Here is an 18,363-nt window from a genome sequence, read left to right as displayed (position 1 = left end):
CAGTCTCCGTGGGAAAGGGGTCCGCGGGGTTGCCGCGGCGGGTCCGCTCGGTTACTGCGGCGGGTTGCCGTGCTTGCGGGAGGGCAGGTCGGCGTGCTTCGACTGGAGCATCGCCAGGGACTTCACCAGGACCTCGCGGGTCTCCGCCGGGTCGATCACGTCGTCGACCAGGCCGCGCTCGGCCGCGTAGTACGGGTGCATCAGCTCGGACTTGTACTCCTTGACCATCCGCCCCCGCATGGCCTCGGGGTCCTCGGCCTCGGCGATCTGGCGGCGGAAGATGACGTTGGCGGCGCCCTCCGCGCCCATCACGGCGATCTCGTTCGTGGGCCACGCGTAGGTGAGGTCGGCGCCGATCGACTGGGAGTCCATGACGATGTAGGCACCTCCGTACGCCTTGCGCAGGATGAGCGAAATCCTCGGCACGGTCGCGTTGCAGTAGGCGTAGAGGAGCTTCGCGCCGTGGCGGATGATTCCGCCGTGCTCCTGGTCGACACCAGGGAGGAACCCCGGCACGTCCAGGAAGGTGACGATCGGGACATTGAAAGCGTCACACATCTGGACAAAGCGCGCAGCTTTTTCCGATGCCTCGATGTCGAGGACGCCTGCCAGCACCTGCGGCTGGTTGGCGATGATGCCGACCACCTGGCCGTCCATGCGGGCCAGCGCGCAGATGATGTTCCGCGCCCAGCGCTCGTGGACCTCCAGGTAGTCGCCGTCGTCGACGATCTCCTCGATGACCTTGGTCATGTCGTACGGCCGGTTGCCGTCCGCCGGGACCAGGTCCAGCAGGACGTCCGACCGGCGGTCCACCGGGTCCGCGCACTCCACCCGCGGGGGGTTCTCGCGGTTGTTCTGCGGGAGCAGTGAGATCAGGTAGCGGACCTCGGCGAGGCAGGTCTCCTCGTCGTCGTACGCGAAGTGGCAGACACCGCTCGTCTCGGCGTGGACGTCCGCGCCGCCCAGGCCGTTCTGGGTGATCTCCTCGCCCGTCACCGCCTTGACCACGTCCGGGCCGGTGATGAACATCTGGGACGTCTCGCGGACCATGAAGACGAAGTCCGTCAGGGCGGGGCTGTACGCCGCACCGCCCGCGCACGGGCCGAGCATGACCGAGATCTGCGGGATGACACCGCTCGCCTTGGTGTTGCGCTGGAAGATGCCGCCGTAGCCCGCGAGCGCGCTGACACCCTCCTGGATGCGGGCGCCCGCGCCGTCGTTCAGGGAGACCAGCGGGGCACCGGCCGCGATGGCCATGTCCATGATCTTGTGGATCTTGGTGGCGTGGGCCTCGCCCAGCGCGCCGCCGAAGATCCGGAAGTCGTGCGCGTACACGAAGACCGTACGGCCCTCGACCGTGCCCCAGCCGGTGATGACACCGTCGGTGTACGGCTTCTTCGCCTCCAGGCCGAAGCCGCTCGCCCGGTGCCGGCGCAGCTGCTCGACCTCCTGGAAGGACCCCGGGTCGAGGAGCAGCTCGATGCGCTCCCGGGCCGTCAGCTTGCCCTTGGCGTGCTGCGCCGCCGTCGCCTTCTCGCTCGGGCCCGCCACGGCCCTGGCACGGATCTCGTGCAGCTCGGCGACCCGTCCGCGCGCGTCCGCCGGCTCGCCGGTCGGTTCACCCGTCGTCTCTTCCAAAACGGTCATGTAGTGACCTTACGAAGGACACCAAGAAAAGCGAGCCGTCGACTCCGTACAGTCTCCAGCCCGTTTTCCTGGTACGAGTGAACAGAACCATCGGCACGTGCAGCCGTTCCGACTGCTCAGAGGGCGCCGGGGTTGTAGGGAGGGCACAAAGGCGTCACCTGAGAGCCACCTCACATACATGGCTCTCACATGCCATCCCCGGGGTGACGCGGAGCCTCAGACGGCCGTCCGCCGAGAGCACCTCCACCCCGTCGCCGGCGCGGACCACCTCGCGCACCGGGCGGTCCCAGTCGACCTCCAGCGGTACGCCCGTGCGCGGCGGCTCGCCGATGTGGAGGGTGGCCGTGCGGCCCCGGCGTACGACGAGCACGCTCGCCCCGCCCGAGACGGTCAGGTCTCCCACGGTACCGGCCCGCCAGAAGTTCGCCGCGCTCAGCCCCAGCCGGGGGACGGCGACGGCCTGCCGGGCGGTGTCGTTGGCGAGGATGCACAGTCGGCGGCCGTCGGCGGCCCTGACCTCGGTCTCGGCACGGGTGGCGCCGGGCAGCAGGATGTAGGCATAGCCGGCGTCGGCCGGGTCGGTGCCGTGGTCGAGCCACAGGGTCTGCCAGCGCCGGGTGCGCCGCTCGGACGTACTCCCCGTGTTGATGTCGGACCAGGCGCCGGTGCGGTCCTCGCGGAGAGCGCGCAGTTCGCCTCCGCACGGCAGGATCCAGCCGCCGTGCCCTTCGAGGTGGGCCCAGCGCCGGCCGCGTACGAAGGCCTGGGTGCCGTTCTCCCCCAGGTTGCGGTTGTCCACGACCGTCTCGACCGGGACGCCGTCGGTACAGGTGATCCCGGCGCCGAGGCAGACCACACAGTCGTCGAGGAAGAACCAGGACTTGTGGGCCTGAAGGGTCGAGCCGAGGCCCTTGAGGTGCTGGCCGACGGCCGCGTACGTGCCGTCCGTCGTCCCGCCGACCCAGCGCACGTCCGGCTTGGGCGCGCCCCACTCGCCGCCGACACGGTCGGGGAGGCGCCGGGTGGAGACGGTGGTGCCGGGCAGCCGGTACCAGTCGACGGTCGGCCAGAACCAGTCGGTGTACTGGTCACTGCGCCCTCGCGGCCACCAGTACAGCATCCCCGAACCGGTGTGCCAGCCGCGCGGGTTCTCGCCGTTGCCGCACTCGTAGTGGGCGATGCGGTCACTGGCCATGGAGAGGGCGGCGGTGAAGCGGGAGCCGCGGTGGACGGCGCGGTCCATGGCCGGGAAGAGCCGGTGGCCGAGGGGTTCGGCGGCCGGCGGGACGGGCGCGGCGGCGATGGCGTGCAGCCGCGCGAGATCGGCCACACCGAACTGACCGGCCGTCAAAAGAGGCGTGACGGTGTCCCGTTGGATCCAGCCCTTCACCAGGCCGTACCACTCCCCCCGCCGCCCCTCCCCCGCCCCGCCCGCGAGCAGCGCGATCGCGGCGACGAGTGCCTGCCCGTGGAAGTGGTCGCTGCGCATGAGGTGCAGGTCGTCACCGGAGAGGTAACCCCGGCTGACGGCACGGCCGTTGACGCCGTCCATGACGAGCCCGTCGTGGATCAGGGGCGCGAAGGCGTGCTCGACGGCGTCCAGGATGTTCTGCCGGGCGGGGTCGGTGACGTCCCAGGGCGACCCGGCGAGCAGGGCGAACAGCCGCCCGAGGCCGTCGAGCAGGACCTGGCCGTACGTCCCCGCGTAGGCGACCCAGGTGTGCTGCACGAAGGAGCCGTCGGCGTAGAGCCCGTCGCCCTGGCTGACGTACGGGAAGACGGGCGAGAGGGCGTCCCGCGCGAGGGAGATCTTCGCGTCGTCACGCCCCAGGATGCCGCGCAGGACGACGGAGCGGGCGAGGTCGACGCGGTTGGCTCCGGTGGAGGTGCCGGAGTAGTCGGTGAGCATCGCGTCCGGGATGAAGTGGTCCACGGCCGCGCAGGCCGAGGCGATGCGGGCCGCGCCGAGCTGGTCGTACAGGGCGGCGGTGATGTCCATGAGCAGCCGGGGGCTGCCGATCTGCCACTCCCACCAGTTGCCGTAGCGGCTGGTCGAGGGGTTGTAGACGCGGGCGGAGAGATGGTCGAGGCCGCGCAGGACGGCGTCGAGGAGCGCGGGGTCGCCGGTGCGGCCGGTGCCGGGCTGGGCCCAGGCCTGGGCCATGGTCCACAGCCGGCCGTAGCTGTAGGTGATGCCGGACGGCGGGTCGAAGGGGTGGCCGGGCCACAGGGAGTCGGGGGCGGGGGCCATGGTGCTGCTGAAGTCACCTGCCAGGGTGCCGAGTTGGGCGAGCCGGGAGGCGTACGGCTCGGCGGCCGGGTCGTATCCCGCGCCGAGGGCGATGCCGAGCCAGCGGCGGCGCAGGGTGTCGTAGGGATCGCCGTCCGCGGAGGCGTGGGAGGCCAGGGCGGGGGTGAGGGCGGCGGCCAGCAGGAGAGCGCGTCGGGTCGGTCCGGTCCTGCGCATGCCCGGGATGGTGCCCGAGTTCCGCGCGGGCCGCCAGGGGGCGCGCGGCATCACTGAGTGCGACGATGAAGATACGTTGCGGATGATGTTGAAAACCGAACTGAATGGGTCTACCGTCGGATCCATCGAGTTCGTTTAACGTTCAACAGACACTTTTTTGGAGCACAACATGGGCATCTTCAGCCGCAAGGCCACCACCCCCGCGACCAGCACCGGCACGGACGCCGACCTGACCGCGCTGACCGGTGACTACACGATCGACCCGGCCCACACCACGATCGGCTTCACGGCCCGGCACGCCATGGTCACCAACGTCAAGGGCGTCTTCAACGACTTCACGGGCTCGCTGCACCTGGACGGCGCGGACCCGAGCAAGTCCACCGCCGGCCTCGACATCCAGATGGCCAGCGTCGACACCGGCAGCGCCGACCGTGACGGGCACCTGAAGTCGTCGGACTTCTTCAAGATCGACGAGTTCCCGGTCATGACCTTCCGCTCCACCAAGGCGGAGGCCCTCGGCGGCGACGACTACCGCATCACCGGCGACCTCTCCATCCTCGGCACGACCAAGCAGATCACCATCGACCTGGAGTTCAACGGCGCCGCGAAGGACCCCTTCGGCAACGAGCGCGTCGGCTTCGAGGGCAAGACCGAGATCCTGCGCTCGGAGTGGGGCCTGACCTGGAACGCGGCCCTGGAGACCGGCGGCGTCCTCGTCTCCGACAAGATCAAGCTGAACTTCGACATCTCGGCGATCAAGAACGCGTGAGGTCTGAGGGCGGTTCGGTCCGGGGGCCGGGGTCGGTCATGCGCCCCGGCCCGGACCTCATTCGCCTTCGTACAGCCGCCTCAGGTCCACGAGCACCGCATCTCCCCGCTCCCCGGCGGCACGCAGCCCGTCCGTGAAGCCCGCACCGCTGTAGCAGGCGAGACGTACGGCCGAGGTGTCGACTTCCCGTTGTCCTGGCCCACGGCACCTCGTACCACGACGTCGACCTCGTGGCTCGTACGCGCCGTCCGGCCCGGGACCGTGCCGCAGGAAACGTCGATCGGCATGCCCTCGAAGGTCTCCGGCGCCGCGAAGTGGGTCACCCACTCGCGACAGATCTGCTCGAAGTGCGGCCCCACGACGGCAGAGAGGAAGCGCGACCGGGAACTCTTCCAGACCTGCTCGGCCATGCCCCGGTCCAGCAGGGGAAGGCGGTCACAGGCGCTCTCTCCCGACGAGAGCGTGCGCCTCCTGAATGGACTGCTTGGAGAGTCATGAACACCGCAGCACTGGCATGGTTCAAGTCCAGCTACAGCGGCAGCGAGGGCGGCAACTGCGTCGAGGTTGCCACCCACCCCGCCACCGTCCACGTCCGCGACTCCAAGAACCCCACCGGCCCCGTCCTCACCCTCTCCCCCGACACCTGGAGTGAGTTCCTTGACGGCATCGCCTGCTGAATGTTCGCGGAGCAGGAGCTACGGATCGACCTCATGTGCGGGCGGCGTGACGACGGGCGTTGGCACGGGACGTACGTCCTGAACGTCGACGCCCGCGCGCTCCGACGGCTGGGGCCGCATCCGCCGCTGAACCGGCAGTAGCCACCAGGCCGCCGCCACCGACAACGCCGCGCCCACGGCTATAGCGGCAAGGCGGGTCGGCAGCAGACTCACCGCGTTCTGGCCGAAGTAGCCGAGGAGCAGGGACAGGGCCGTGGTCATTCCGGCTGCCCAGTAGGCGTAGCTCAGCGGGCGCAGCCACAGGGCCACGGTCAGCACCGCGAACATCGCCGCCACCGACGCCCGGCCGGTGATGCCCGCCGCTGCCACACCGGTGCCCAGGAGCGTGCCCGCCGTCGCACCGGCGAAGCGCTCGACTCCCTTCCGGAGGACGTCCGTTCGGCCCCGGTTGCCGCTCGCCGCCACGTACGCCGTGAGCACCGCCCACGGCCAGTGGTCGTCGAACAGCAGGCGACCGCAGAGGAAGGCCAGGGCCACGCCGGCCGCCATCTGCAGTGCCATGCGGGTGCTGGGGCGTGGGTGGAGGTGGGAGGGCCGGTGGGGCGTGGGCTGTTCGGGGTCCGGGCGCCAGGGGCCGTAGCGGTCGGCGAGGGACTGGACCAGCCAGACGCACCCGCACGCCAGCAGGCCGATCACCGCCGACCAGAACCAGCTCACCAGTCCGCTCTCCGCCGCCGGGGGCAGCGCCGGGCCCGGGACGATCAGCAGCGCCACGAACGGCAGGGTCAGTAGTGTGCCCAGCTTGGTCGCCGTAGGGCCGTAGCGGCGGATCCAGATGCACAGGGAGATGCCCGCCGTGAACGCGGCCGCGCCCACCGCGTAGTGGTGCATGATCAGCCGGCCCAGGAACTGGGCTCCGGCGACCGTCACCGGCAGCAGCACCAGCGCCGTGAGCCTGCGGCTCGTCGGTGCGGTGCGCTGGGTCGAGGACAGGGTGAGGGGCAGCGCGACCGCGAGCACGAGCACGTCGGTGTGGAGTCCGGCCGCGCCCTCCAGCCACAGGGAGATGCCCCAGCAGAGCAGAACCGCCGTCATCGTCAGCACGGCTTCGTACGCATTGCGTATGAGTTTTAAGCGCACTCGTTGACGATACAGCGATAGGTGAGCGCGTACTAATAAGTTTTGCGTACCATCTCCTCATGGATCATCTCTCCGAAGCCGCCCGTCTCCGTCGCGCCGTCGTCCGGCTCAACCGGCGTCTGCGGCAGGAGCGCGGGGAGGGCCGCCTCAGCCTCAACCAGCTCGTCGTGCTCGGTCATCTGCACCGGCACGGCCCGGCGACCCCCGGTGAGATCGCGGCGGCGGAACGGCAACGGCCCCAGTCACTCACCCGGGTCTACGCCGAGCTGGAGACCGAGGGGCTGATCGCCCGGGAGCGGGGCACCGACGACCGGCGTCAGTCCGTGCTGTCGCTGACCGAGCCGGGGCGGCGGGCGCTGGAGCGGGACATGGCCGAGCGGGACGCCTGGCTCGCCGGGGCCCTGGGCACGCTCGGTGAGACGGAGCGCGGGGTGCTGGCCCTGGCGGCGGCGGTGATGGAGCGGCTGGGGGCGCTGGAGCAGAACGCAGAGGACTGACGGCGCTCAGAACCCCCCGCCGAAGTCCCCGCCGTTGTCTCCCCCTCCCCCGCCGAAGTCCCCGCCGTCCCCGAACCCGCCCCCGAAGTCCCCGGCGTCGAAGTCGGTGCCGGAGTCGTCTCCGCCCTGGAAGCCGCCGTCGTAGCCGGAGTCGGGGCCGAAGTCGCCGTAGCCGGTGCCGTAGTCGGCCGCGTACGACGGGGTGGCCATCACGCTGCCGAGGAGGGTGCCGACGAGCAGGCCGGGCAGGATGCCGCCGCCGAAGTAGCCGCCCGCCCAGGGGCCGTAGGCGGGGCCCGCGTCCCAGTAGGGGCGGCGGCCGTACTCCGTGTCGACCTCGCGGATCACCGGGTCGCGGCCGTCCTTGAGCCGGGTGGCGTCGGCCGCGCAGACCGGGACCTGGCGCGGGGCACCGCCCGGCGGGGTCCAGGGGGCGTCGGCGACCGAGGGGCCGTGGCGCGGGTCGAAGAAGCAGGGCGGCCGGCGCTCGGGCAGCGGGCGGCTCTCGCGGCGGGCGGCGAGCTGGGCGAGGGAGAAGCGGCCGTCCTCCAGCACCTCGGTCACCGTGCGGACGTCCTCCGGGCGCCGCGCCTCGGACATGCGCTGCTTGGCGGTCTCGTAGGCGTCGAGGGCGCGCTCGTAGTCGGCGCGCATCGCGTCGTCGGCGCCGGGCTCCGCCGGATGGAAGTCGAGGCGGTCCAGTTCCTCGCCGAAGGCGGTGATGTCCTCGTCCACGACCACCCGCAGCCGGTCGAGGGCGGCCCGCTGCTCCTCCGCGCGGCGCCGGCGGCTGCGCCGCACCAGCGCGTACGCGCCCGCGCCGCCGGCCACCAGGACGGCACCCGTGACGATCACCGCCGTACCGGACACCCCGCCGGAACCGGAGGAGCCGCCCCAGCTCCTGGGGGCGTGGCCGCGGACCGTGAGCAGCGCGCGGTCGGTGAAGTCGGCGAGCTGGGTCCTGGCCGGTTCGCCCTGGACGCTGTTCACCAGGTTCCGCCGGGCCGTCGTCGGCATGACCGAGGAGTCGGCGCGGGCGTCGAAGCGGTCGCCGAGGCGGATGCCGTACAGGCCGGTGATGCCGGTGGCCGCGCGGAGGCTGGAGAAGAGGTTCGCCGTCGGATAGCCGGCCGGGAGCACCGCGATGAACACGGGCTTGTTCGCGTTCTTGATCTGTTTCGCGAGCGCGTCGGCGTCCGCCTTCGCCAGCTGGGACGCGGCGGCCGGGTCGACGTAGACGGGGCTCGCGCGCAGGGCGCGGGCGATCGTGGAGATGCTCGCGTCCGCGGCGGCCCGGGGCGCGAACGGGGTCGCCAGGAGCAGGGCGAGGGCGGCCAGCAGCAGGAGGGACAGGCTGCGGGTCCGCGAGACGGCCTTCATGGTTCGAAGCTACCCGACGCCCTGCAAAATAGGACATATCAACAAGGCGGCTACCACCTGCGCTTCGGCTCTGACTGGCACAAGGTAGGGATATGACCACACCGCAGGATCTGTTCCTCGTCAGCCTCGACGTGCCCGGTGAGCACCCCGTCGAGCAGGGCGATCTGTCGCTGGCGCTCGCGGGCGCCGAACTCGTCGACCTGCTCGGCGCGCGGGCGCTCACCCTGGACGGTGAGCGCATCGTCCCGGGTCCCGCCCTGACCACCGGTGAACGGATGCTGGACGAGGCCGGGGCGGCGCTCGAGCGACGGGAGCCGTACGAGACCGTCGAGGACTGGCTGTGGCGCCGGGGGCGCGGGCTGGCCGCCGCCTATCGTGACGTACTGGAACGCGCAGGACAGCTCACCGGCAGACGCCGGCACTGGCTGTCCCGGCGCAGCGGGGACAGCACCCCCGCCGACACCCCGGCCCGGCAGCACGCCGCCGACCGGTGGTGGTCCCGCGAGCCGGTCCTCGCCGGCCTCGCCGCCGCCCTGGGCATCGAGAGCGAGCGCCCGGCGGAGGCCCCCGCCGACGAGGCCGTGGTCACGGTCCTGGCGGCGGTGGGCGACGCGGTGAACGAGCTGGAGGCGGTCCGCACGCGCCGGCGTATCGAGAACGCGGCGTTCGACAACATCTGGCGAGCGCCGTGACTATCCGACCGGCTGGCCGATGCCGAGCAGATTCCCCTCGCTGTCCCGGAACCACGCCCCCCGCTCGCCGCGTGCGCCCTTGCTCGGGTAGTTGCCCTCGATGTCGGCGATGCCGTTCCGGGTGCGCATACCGGGGACGTCGACCTCCTCGAAGACCACGCCTCGGCGCTTCAGCTCGGCCACGGCCGCATCGAGGTCGGGCACCTCGAAGGCCATCTGGGTGAAGGTGCCGGGCGAGGTTCCGGTCGAGCGGAACACGACGAAGTCCACGCCCTGGCACCGGTAGAGGAGCCCGCCGGGGCGTTCGTCCACGGGCTCCAGGCCGAGTGTCCCGGCATAGAAGCGCCGGGCCCGGTCCAGGTCTGCGGCCGGCAGCCGGGTGGCCACGCGGGCTCCGGCGAGGGGGCCGCTCTCGTGTGAGGTCATGCCTCCACTGTGCCTACTCGGCCGGTTCCACACCCGCCCGCAGGAGCCCGTACGTGTACGCGTCCTCCAGCGCCTGCCACGACGCGGCGATGACGTTCTCCGCCACGCCGACCGTGGACCATTCGCCGGTGCCGTCGGTGGTGGAGATCAGGACGCGGGTCGTGGACTGGGTGCCGTGCTTGCCCTCGAGGATGCGGACCTTGTAGTCGACCAGCTCCAGCGCGGCGAGCTGCGGGTAGATCTTCTCCAGGGCCACGCGCAGGGCGCGGTCGAGGGCGTTGACCGGGCCGTTGCCCTCCGCCGTGGCGACCATCCGCTCCTTCTTGGCCCACAGCTTGACCGTGGCCTCGTTGGCGTGGGTGCCGTCGGGGCGGTCCTCGACGATGGCCCGCCAGGATTCCACGTCGAAGTACTTCAGGGGGCGACCCTCGACCTCGGCGCGCAGCAGGAGTTCGAACGAAGCGTCCGCCGCCTCGTACGTGTAGCCCTTGAGCTCGCGCTCCTTCACCCGCTCGACCACCCGGCCGACCAGCTCGCGGTCGCCGCCGAGGTCGATGCCCAGCTCCTTGCCCTTGAGCTCGATGGAGGCGCGGCCCGCCATGTCGGAGACCAGCATCCGCATGGTGTTGCCGACCAGCTCGGGGTCGATGTGCTGGTACAGGTCCGGGTCGACCTTGATCGCGGAGGCGTGCAGGCCGGCCTTGTGGGCGAAGGCGGACACTCCCACGTACGGCTGGTGGGTGGAGGGAGTCAGGTTGACCACCTCGGCGATCGCGTGGGAGATCCGCGTCGTCTCGCGGAGCCTGCCCTCGGGCAGCACCTTCTTGCCGTACTTCAGCTCCAGGGCGGCGACCACCGGGAAGAGGTTGGCGTTGCCGACGCGCTCGCCGTAGCCGTTCGCCGTGCACTGCACGTGGGTCGCGCCGGCGTCCACGGCGGCCAGGGTGTTCGCGACCGCGCAGCCGGTGTCGTCCTGGGCGTGGATGCCGAGCCGGGCGCCGGTGTCGGCGAGGACCGTGGAGACGACCGCGTGGATCTGGGCGGGGAGCATGCCGCCGTTGGTGTCGCAGAGGATGACCACGTCGGCGCCGGCCTCCGCCGCCGTACGGACGACCGCCTTCGCGTACTCCGGGTTGGCGCGGTAGCCGTCGAAGAAGTGCTCGCAGTCCACGAAGACCCGGCGGCCCTGTTCGCGCAGGTAGGAGACGGTGTCCCGGACCATCTCCAGGTTCTCGTCCAGGGTGGTGCGCAGGGCCAGTTCCACATGCCGGTCGTGCGACTTGGCGACCAGCGTGATCACCGGGGCGCCGGACTCGAGCAGGGCCTTGACCTGGGGGTCCTCGGCGGCCTTGGCGCCCGCGCGGCGGGTGGCGCCGAAGGCGACCAGCTGGGCGTGCTGGAAGTCGATCTCGGCCTGGGCGCGGGCGAAGAACTCGGTGTCCCGGGGGTTCGCGCCCGGCCAGCCGCCCTCGATGAAGCCCACGCCGAAGTCGTCCAGGTGCCGTGCGATGGCGAGCTTGTCCGCGACGGTGAGGTTGATGCCCTCGCGCTGCGCGCCGTCGCGCAGGGTGGTGTCGAAGACGTGGAACGAGTCGTCGAGCTCGCTGGTTGCCGTCTCGGTCATGGTCTCAAGGCTCCTGATTGTGGATCTTCGGTCTTACCGGAATGACCGGCTCCACCGTCCCCCCAATGGTCCCTCGCGCTCCGCCCCCGGCTGAAGGTGGGCCGGAAAACGAAAAAACCCCTCGCGGGTGCGAGAGGTCTGCGCGCGGGTCGAGGACGACGGTGGCCACCCGTACCTGGTCGTACGTGTGGTCACTGCGGACCGGCGCGCCTGCTGCCAATAATCATGGCGAACGAGAGCACGGGGGAAGTCTGGCACAGCCCCGCCCCCGGCTCAGCGCCCGTCTCAGGATGCGGTCGTCAGACTGGAATCCGAACGGTCCCTCGCCCGGGCCAGGTCCAGGTCCTTCGTCTCACGCATGGTGACGTACACCACCAGGGACACGGCGGCACAGCCGGCCACGTACCAGGAGAAGCCGGACTCGATCCCGGCGTTCTTGAACCACAGCGCGACGTATTCCGCCGTACCGCCGAAGAGGGCGTTGGCGATGGCGTACGGCAGGGCCACGCCGAGGGCGCGGATGCCGGTCGGGAACAGCTCGGCCTTCACACAGGCGTTGATCGAGGTGTAGCCGGTGACGACGATCAGCGCGAGCAGGGCGAGGCCGAGTGCGGGCCAGTAGCCGTTCGCGTGCTTGAGCAGGGTCATGATCGGCACGGTGAGGAAGGTGGAGCCGACCGCGAAGGTGATCAGCAGCGGGCGCCGGCCGATCCGGTCGGACAGCCGGCCCGCGAGCGGCTGGAGGCAGGCGAAGACGATCAGCGCCGTGAAGGAGACGAGCGTCGCGGTCTGCTTGGACAGGCCGGCCGAGTTGGACAGGTACTTGGTCAGGTACGTGGTGTACGTGTAGTACGCGACCGTGCCGCCCATGGTGAGGGCGATGACCAGGAACGCCTCCCGCCGGTGCTGCCACAGCGCGCGCAGCGTGCCGCGCTCCTCGGCGTGCGAGGCGTCCTCCTCGTACACCTCGGTCTCCAGCATGGTGCGGCGCAGATAGAAGATGACGGCGGCGCCCAGCGCACCGACGACGAACGGGATGCGCCAGCCGTAACTGTGCAGGGCGCTCTCGGACATGGTCCGCTGGAGGATGATCTGGATGCCGAGGCCGAGGATCTGGCCCGCGGTCATCGACACGTACTGGAAGCTGGAGGCGAAGCCGCGGTTCCCCGGGGCCGAGGCCTCGGTCAGGTAGGTGGCGCTGGCCGCGTACTCGCCGCCCACCGACAGTCCCTGCAGCAGGCGGGCGACGAGCAGCACGAGCGCGCCGCCGTAGCCGGCGACCGCGTAGGTGGGCGCGACGGCGATGAGGATCGCCGACGCCGACATCAGCGTGACGGTCAGCGTCAGCGCCGCCTTACGGCCCTTGCGGTCACCGACCCTGCCGAGCAGCCAGCCGCCCACGGGGCGCATGAAGAACCCGACGGCGAAGATGCCCGCCGTGTTCATGAGCTGGGCGGTGGGATTGCCGCTCGGGAAGAACGCGCCGGCGAAGTAGGTGGCGAAGCTCGCGTACACGAACCAGTCGAACCACTCGACCATGTTGCCCGCCGAGCCGACCCAGATCTTCTTCCAGTGTTGTCGTCCCATGGGCCGTTACCTGCCCGGCCCCGGAGCGAACGATTCCTTTACCCGGGCGGACTACCCGAGCCCGCGTGCGAACACGTCCGATACGCCGTTCGTGTCGTCCGGGACGAGGTCCGGTGCGGCCGAGGTGAAGACGACGGTACGGCCGTGGCGGGTGACGGCGCCGGGTACGGCGGTGGCGGCTGCGGCCGAGGGGGCCACCGTGCGCCGGCGTCCGGTGCGGATGTCCAGCAGGCGGAGGGCGCCGGCGGAGTCCTTCAGCAGGGCGTACCGGCCGGTGGGGTCGAGGGCGAGGGCCGTGGCTCCCTCGGGTCCGACGGGTACGGCGCGGCCGGTGCGGCTGTCGGCGAGGTAGGTCTGGACGGTCGTACCCGGGTAGGAGGCACCGAAGTCGAACAGGACGTGGCGGCCGTCGGCCGAGATGTCGACGACCGAGGCCCCGCCGCCGGCGGGGATGCCGATGCTCCGCGTCCTCCCGGTCCTCCGGTCCTTGACATACAGGGCGCTGACGCCGCTGCCCTGCGCGCTGTAGGCGACGTACCGGCCGTCGGCGCTGAGCCGGCCCCCGCCGAGGTAGCCGGGGTGACCGGGCTGGTCCACCACCTCGTCGGTGCCGGTGGTCAGGTCCCGGACCAGGAGGTGGGCGGTGTTGGCGTTGCCGTCGCGGTTGCCGATGGTGTAGGCGGCGTAGCGGCCGTCGGCGCTCAGCCCGGTGAGGTCGGAGCGCTCGTACCAGTTGTCCTTCGGCGGGTCGGTGGGCCACAGGGTCTGGAGTGTGCCGGTGCGGCGGTCGTAGACCTTGGCGCGGAAGAAGTGGTAAGTGCCGCTGGTGTAGCCGACCTTGGAGCTGTCGCCGCTGATCATCGGGTCGTAGGCCTCGACGCCGGTGCCCGGGACCTGGACGGTCTTACCGGTGCGCAGGTCCTTGACGAACACGCACCACCCGTATGCGGTCGGGCAGCCTTCGCCGCCGGGGCCCTTGGTGCCGTAGACGGCGTAGTGTCCGTCGGCGCTGACGGTGCCTCCGGCCGAGGCGGTGGCGGACTGGGCACCGGCCGCCGTGGTGCTGATGCGGGTGATGCCGTGCCGCGGCGCCGCGACGGCCTGCGGCGCAACCGCCAGACCGAGAACCGTGGCCACCGCCAGCAGCCCCGCTCTGCTGCTCTTCCCCATGCCGTACCCCCTGACGCGTATCCCCCGGCCCAGCGCCGAGGGCCCAGGGGGGATGCAATCCCAAGGGGGCGAGCCGGGTCAATCCGCCGGAACGCGTACAACCTGGACAGGGTTTCAGGCGTCGCCCGCCGAAAGTACGTCCTCGATGAACTCCCGTACATGTGCCAGCACTTGCTCGCGATCAGTGCCCCGCAACCCGATCGCCACGTGGATGGAGAACCCGTCCAGCAGCGCGCGCAGCCTCGCCGCGAAGCGGTCGGCGTCCACCCTCCGGAACTCCCCCCTCGAGACCCCCTCGGCGATCAGCGCGACCAGGTCGCGATGCCAGGCGCCCTCGATCGCGGCCTGGCGGGCGCGGGCGTCGTCGTCGGCGTTCTGGGAGCGGTTCCAGACCTCCAGCCACAGGGTCCAGTGGGGGTCGCGGTGGCCGTCGGGAACGTACAGGTCGACGTAGGCGGCGAGGCGCTCACGGGCGGTCCCGGGACCGGTGAGCAGGCGGCCGCGCTCCGCGCCGAGGCGGCCCTCGCTCCACTCCAGCGCCTGGAGCAGCAGCTCGTCCTTGGAGTGGAAGTAGTAGAGGAGATGGCCGCTGCTCATCCCGACCTCGCGGCCGAGCGCCGCCATGGTGAGCTTCTCCAGACCGCGCTCGGCGATCATGTCCATGGCGGCGGCGAGTACCTCCTCGCGCGGCGGCGCGTTTTTCCGCGTCCGTGCCGCACCGGCCATCTGTGACTCTCCTACATGATCAGACCTTCGGCTGCTGCTGGGTGATGCAGTGGATGCCGCCGCCACCCGCAAAGATCGTACGCGCGTCCACCAGGGTCACCGTCCGCTCGGGGAAGAGGCGGCGGAAGATCCCGGCGGCCAGTTCGTCGCGCGGGTCGTCGAAGCCGCAGAGCACGACGCCGCCGTTGCAGAGGTAGTGGTTGATGTAGGAGTAGTCGGCCCAGTGGCCGTCGGCCTCCAGGACGGTCGGCGCGGGTACCTCCACGACCTCCAGGGCGCGGCCCCGGGCGTCCGTCTGGGAGCGCAGGATGCCGATGACCTCCTTGGTGACCTCGTGGTCGGGGTGGGCGGGGTCCGGCTGGGAGTGCGCCACCACGACACCCGGCCGGGCGAAGGCGGCCACGATGTCCACGTGGCCGAGGGTGCCGAAGCCGTGGGGCGGGTAGTCGCCGGTGAGGCCGCGCGGCAGCCAGATCGCCTTGCTGGTGCCGAGGTGGGCGTGGATCTCGGCCTCGACCTGCTCCTTCGTCCAGTGCGGGTTGCGCTCGGGACCCAGCTGGACCGTCTCCGTCAGCAGGACCGTGCCCTCGCCGTCGACGTGGATCGCGCCGCCCTCGTTGACCAGCTTCGAGGCGTACGTCTTCGCGCCCGCGAGGTCGGAGACATACGCGGCGATCTTCGCGTCGTGCTCCCAGCGGGCCCAGTCCTGGGCGCCCCAGCCGTTGAACGTCCAGTCCACGGCGGCCAGTTCGCCCTTGCCGTTGGTCAGGAAGGTGGGGCCGATGTCCCGCATCCAGGCGTCGTCCAGGTCCCGCTCGACGGTGTCGACGCCGTCACCGAGCAGCGCCCGTGCCTCCGCCGACCCGCCGGGGCCGCAGACCACGGTCACCGGCTCGAAGCGGCGGATCGCGCGGGCCACGGACGCCCAGGCCACGCGGGAGGCGGCGAGGTCGTCCGGGTCGTCGAAGGTGGGGTTGGGGCCCGGCCACGCCATCCAGGTGCGCTCGTGCGGGGTCCACTCGGCGGGCATACGGAAGCCGTCGGCGGCAGCAGACATGGTGATCCTTAGAGGAAGTACAGACGGTTGAGGGAGACGGAGTCGGCGGGCGCGGAGCGCAGCGGGTCGCCGTCGAGGGTGACCAGTCCGGTGCGCTGGTCGACGTCGACCGCTCCGGTACGGGCGTTCAGCCGCAGGTCGGCCGGGCCGATGCCGCGCGTGCCGCGCACGGCGACCCTGCGCCGGCGCGTGGGCATCCGGTCGTCGCCCTGGTCCACGGCGGCCTGGGCGACGAACGCCACCGAGATGTCGGCCGCCGTCGCGCCGTACGCCCCGAACTGCGGCCCGAGCACGAGGGGTTCGCAGGTGTCGGTGGCCGCGTTGGGGTCGCCGACCACGCCGTACGCCGGGAAGCCGGACTTGAGGACGAGCTGCGGCTTGGCGCCGAAGTACTCCGGGCGCCACAGCACGATGTCGGCGAGCTTGCCGACCTCGATCGAGCCCACCTCATGGACAAGGCCGTGTGCGATGGCCGGGTTGACGGTCAGCTTGGCCATGTAGCGCAGGACGCGGGCGTTGTCGTCGCCCTCGCAGTCGCCGCCCTCCCCGCCATGGGGAAGAAGGGGCCCCAGCTCGGCCTTCATCTTGCCGGCCATGGCGAACGTACGGCGGACCGTCTCTCCGGCGCGGCCCATGCCCTGGGCGTCGGAGGAGGTGATGCCGATCGCGCCCAGGTCGTGCAGTACGTCCTCGGCGCCCATGGTGCCGGCGCGGATGCGGTCGCGGGCCATGGCGGCGTCGCCGGGCAGGTCGGGCTTGAGGTCGTGGACGGAGACGATCATGCCGTAGTGCTCGGCGACCGCGTCCCGGCCGAAGGGCAGGGTGGGGTTGGTGGAGGAGCCGATGACGTTCGGGACACCGGCCATCTTCAGCACGTTGGGCACGTGTCCGCCGCCGCAGCCCTCGATGTGGAAGGCGTGGATCGTCCTTCCTTCGAGGACGCGAAGGGTGTCCTCGACCGACAGGCACTCGTTCAGCCCGTCGCTGTGCAGGGCGACCTGGACGTCGTGCTCCTCGGCGACGCGCAGGGCGGTGTCCAGGGCGCGGGTGTGGGCGCCCATGTCCTCGTGCACCTTGAAGCCGCTCGCCCCGCCTTCCGCCAGCGCCTCGATCAGGGGGGCGCTGTGCGAGGACGAACCCCGGGCCAGGAAGCCGATGTTGACCGGCCAGGCGTCGAAGGCGTTGAAGGCGTGCCGCAGCGCCCAGGGCGAGTTGACGCCGACGCCCCAGACCGGGCCGAACTCCTGCCCGATGATCGTGGTGACACCGGAGGCGAGGGAGGCCTCCATGATCCGGGGCGAGAGCAGATGGACGTGGGTGTCGACGGCACCGGCGGTGGCGATCAGTCCCTCACCGGAGACGATCGACGTACCCGTGCCGACGACGACGTCCACGCCGTCGAGGGTGTCCGGGTTGCCGGCGCGCCCGATGGCGCGGATCCGGCCTTCCCGGATGCCGATGGACACCTTCCGGATGCCCTGCACGGCGTCGATCACGACCACGTTGCTGATGACGACGTCACAGGTCTCGCGGACGGCGGCGGCCTTCAGATGCAGTCCGTCACGGGCGGTCTTGCCGAAGCCGGCCAGGAACTCGTCGCCGTAGCGCTGGGAGTCGGACTCCACGCGGACGGTGAGCCCGGAGTCGCCGAGGCGGATGCGGTCGCCGGCGCGGGGGCCGTGGGTGGCGGCGTACTCGTAGGGGTTCATCGGTGTCCTCCCTGAGCATCGACTCCCAGATATCCGCAGGCCGCGGCCCTGCGCAGGGCCTCCTCCCGCGCGCCGGGGGCGTCCAGCGGTCCGTCGACCAGTCCGGCGAAGCCGATGGCGATCCGGTCGCCGCCGACGGGCACCAGTCCCACCTCGACGCTCTCGCCGGGGCCGAAGCGCACCGAGGAGCCCGCGGGTACGGCGAGCCGCATGCCGTAGGCCTTCTCCCGGACGAAGTCGAGGCGCGGGTTGGCCTCGAAGAAGTGGAAGTGGGAGGTGACGGAGACCGGCACGGTCGCGGTGTTGGTGACCGACAGCCGTACGACCGCCGCCGGCTCGGCGTGCCCGGGACCCGGCAGCAGCGCCCCCGGACCCTGGTCGCCCAGCCCGCCGCCCCCGATGGGATCGGGGACCACCGCGAGGCGCGAGCCGTCGTCGAAGACCGCCTCGACCATCACCTCGGTGACGACGTCCGCGACACCCGGCAGCACGTCCTCGGGGCCGAGGACGGACCGGGCCGCCTCGATGGCCTCGGCGAGCCGCCTGCCGTCCCGGGCCGCCTCGCAGACGGTGTCCGCGATCAGCGCGGTCGCCTCGGGCACGTTCAGCCTGAGGCCGCGCGCCCGGCGGGCCCGGGCCAGCTCGGCGGCGCCGAACAGCAGCAGCCGGTCACGCTCCGTGGGGGTCAGTCTCACGTCCCGACACCTCCTTGCCTTTCCTACATTTAGAACGCCACTCTAAACCGTAAATTCACGGATGGGAAACATTGACATCCGGATTCGGGTCACCCACATT

General features: G+C 71.3%; 17 protein-coding genes. 4 read left to right on the top strand and 13 right to left on the bottom strand.

Annotation, left to right across the window (positions count from 1 at the left end):
* Window positions 1–51 precede the first annotated feature (51 nt).
* Both ACH47Z_RS17660 and ACH47Z_RS17655 read right to left on the bottom strand, forming a co-directional pair.
* Complete coding sequence (locus tag ACH47Z_RS17660; RefSeq protein WP_399074490.1) at window positions 52–1,647, bottom strand: acyl-CoA carboxylase subunit beta; 1,596 nt, start codon at window positions 1,645–1,647, stop codon at window positions 52–54.
* A gap of 154 nt (window positions 1,648–1,801) precedes the next feature.
* Entirely contained in the window at window positions 1,802–4,114 is a 2,313-nt protein-coding gene (locus ACH47Z_RS17655) for a polysaccharide lyase 8 family protein (RefSeq protein WP_399074488.1), read from the bottom strand.
* 169 nt (window positions 4,115–4,283) lie between these two features.
* On the opposite strand from ACH47Z_RS17655, the gene ACH47Z_RS17650 reads away from it, so the two are divergent.
* Window positions 4,284–4,883 (top strand): YceI family protein, encoded by a 600-nt coding sequence (locus ACH47Z_RS17650; protein WP_399074486.1) that lies wholly within the window; start codon window positions 4,284–4,286, stop codon window positions 4,881–4,883.
* A gap of 80 nt (window positions 4,884–4,963) precedes the next feature.
* On the opposite strand, the gene ACH47Z_RS17645 is transcribed toward ACH47Z_RS17650, so the two are convergent.
* Window positions 4,964–5,293: a hypothetical protein gene (locus ACH47Z_RS17645; RefSeq protein WP_399074484.1), complete on the bottom strand. Its 330-nt coding sequence runs from the start codon at window positions 5,291–5,293 to the stop codon at window positions 4,964–4,966.
* An 84-nt stretch (window positions 5,294–5,377) separates the two neighbouring features.
* Between ACH47Z_RS17645 and ACH47Z_RS17640 the strand changes: the two genes are divergently transcribed.
* A complete protein-coding gene (locus tag ACH47Z_RS17640) occupies window positions 5,378–5,560 on the top strand; it encodes a DUF397 domain-containing protein (RefSeq protein WP_399074482.1) in 183 nt (60 codons plus the stop codon).
* An 18-nt stretch (window positions 5,561–5,578) separates the two neighbouring features.
* Here the strand turns inward: ACH47Z_RS17640 and ACH47Z_RS17635 are convergent, their stop codons facing one another.
* Entirely contained in the window at window positions 5,579–6,655 is a 1,077-nt protein-coding gene (locus ACH47Z_RS17635; protein ID WP_399074480.1) for an FUSC family protein, read from the bottom strand.
* Window positions 6,656–6,759: 104 nt separating this feature from the next.
* Between ACH47Z_RS17635 and ACH47Z_RS17630 the strand changes: the two genes are divergently transcribed.
* On the top strand, window positions 6,760–7,197 hold the full coding sequence (locus ACH47Z_RS17630) for a MarR family winged helix-turn-helix transcriptional regulator (protein ID WP_399074478.1): 438 nt from the start codon (window positions 6,760–6,762) through the stop codon (window positions 7,195–7,197).
* A gap of 6 nt (window positions 7,198–7,203) precedes the next feature.
* Here ACH47Z_RS17630 and ACH47Z_RS17625 read toward each other — a convergent pair whose 3' ends face one another.
* Window positions 7,204–8,577 carry a hypothetical protein gene (locus tag ACH47Z_RS17625; protein WP_399074476.1) on the bottom strand — a complete coding sequence of 458 codons (1,374 nt, stop codon included), beginning with the start codon at window positions 8,575–8,577 and terminating at the stop codon, window positions 7,204–7,206.
* A 92-nt stretch (window positions 8,578–8,669) separates the two neighbouring features.
* Here ACH47Z_RS17625 and ACH47Z_RS17620 point away from each other — a divergent pair, with 92 nt between their 5' ends.
* Window positions 8,670–9,269: a GPP34 family phosphoprotein gene (locus ACH47Z_RS17620; protein WP_399074474.1), complete on the top strand. Its 600-nt coding sequence runs from the start codon at window positions 8,670–8,672 to the stop codon at window positions 9,267–9,269.
* On the opposite strand, the gene ACH47Z_RS17615 is transcribed toward ACH47Z_RS17620, so the two are convergent.
* The 8 genes from ACH47Z_RS17615 to ureA form a co-directional block, all read right to left on the bottom strand.
* Window positions 9,270–9,695, bottom strand: a complete 426-nt coding sequence (locus ACH47Z_RS17615) for a VOC family protein (RefSeq protein WP_399074472.1) — start codon at window positions 9,693–9,695, stop codon at window positions 9,270–9,272.
* 13 nt (window positions 9,696–9,708) lie between these two features.
* On the bottom strand, window positions 9,709–11,319 hold the full coding sequence (cimA, locus tag ACH47Z_RS17610) for a citramalate synthase (protein WP_399074470.1): 1,611 nt from the start codon (window positions 11,317–11,319) through the stop codon (window positions 9,709–9,711).
* 285 nt (window positions 11,320–11,604) lie between these two features.
* Window positions 11,605–12,906, bottom strand: coding sequence for an MFS transporter (locus tag ACH47Z_RS17605; RefSeq protein ID WP_399074468.1), 1,302 nt, complete (start codon window positions 12,904–12,906; stop codon window positions 11,605–11,607).
* Between the two features lie 51 nt (window positions 12,907–12,957).
* Window positions 12,958–14,076, bottom strand: coding sequence for a TolB family protein (locus tag ACH47Z_RS17600; RefSeq protein ID WP_399074466.1), 1,119 nt, complete (start codon window positions 14,074–14,076; stop codon window positions 12,958–12,960).
* Window positions 14,077–14,190: 114 nt separating this feature from the next.
* Window positions 14,191–14,802, bottom strand: a complete 612-nt coding sequence (locus ACH47Z_RS17595) for a TetR/AcrR family transcriptional regulator (protein ID WP_399074464.1) — start codon at window positions 14,800–14,802, stop codon at window positions 14,191–14,193.
* Window positions 14,803–14,821: 19 nt separating this feature from the next.
* On the bottom strand, window positions 14,822–15,859 hold the full coding sequence (locus ACH47Z_RS17590; RefSeq protein ID WP_399074462.1) for an agmatine/peptidylarginine deiminase: 1,038 nt from the start codon (window positions 15,857–15,859) through the stop codon (window positions 14,822–14,824).
* Window positions 15,860–15,867: 8 nt separating this feature from the next.
* Window positions 15,868–17,568, bottom strand: coding sequence for an urease subunit alpha (locus ACH47Z_RS17585; protein ID WP_399074460.1), 1,701 nt, complete (start codon window positions 17,566–17,568; stop codon window positions 15,868–15,870).
* On the bottom strand, window positions 17,565–18,263 hold the full coding sequence (ureA, locus tag ACH47Z_RS17580) for an urease subunit gamma (protein WP_399074458.1): 699 nt from the start codon (window positions 18,261–18,263) through the stop codon (window positions 17,565–17,567). Before ureA ends, ACH47Z_RS17585 begins: the two co-directional genes overlap by 4 nt.
* Between the last annotated feature and the right edge of the window lie 100 nt (window positions 18,264–18,363).

Origin of the sequence: Streptomyces sp. NPDC020192 (assembly GCF_044388685.1) — a bacterium.
GTDB lineage: Bacteria > Actinomycetota > Actinomycetes > Streptomycetales > Streptomycetaceae > Streptomyces.
Note: the sequence above shows the minus strand (reverse complement) of the source record. Positions and strands in the feature narration are given on the sequence as shown.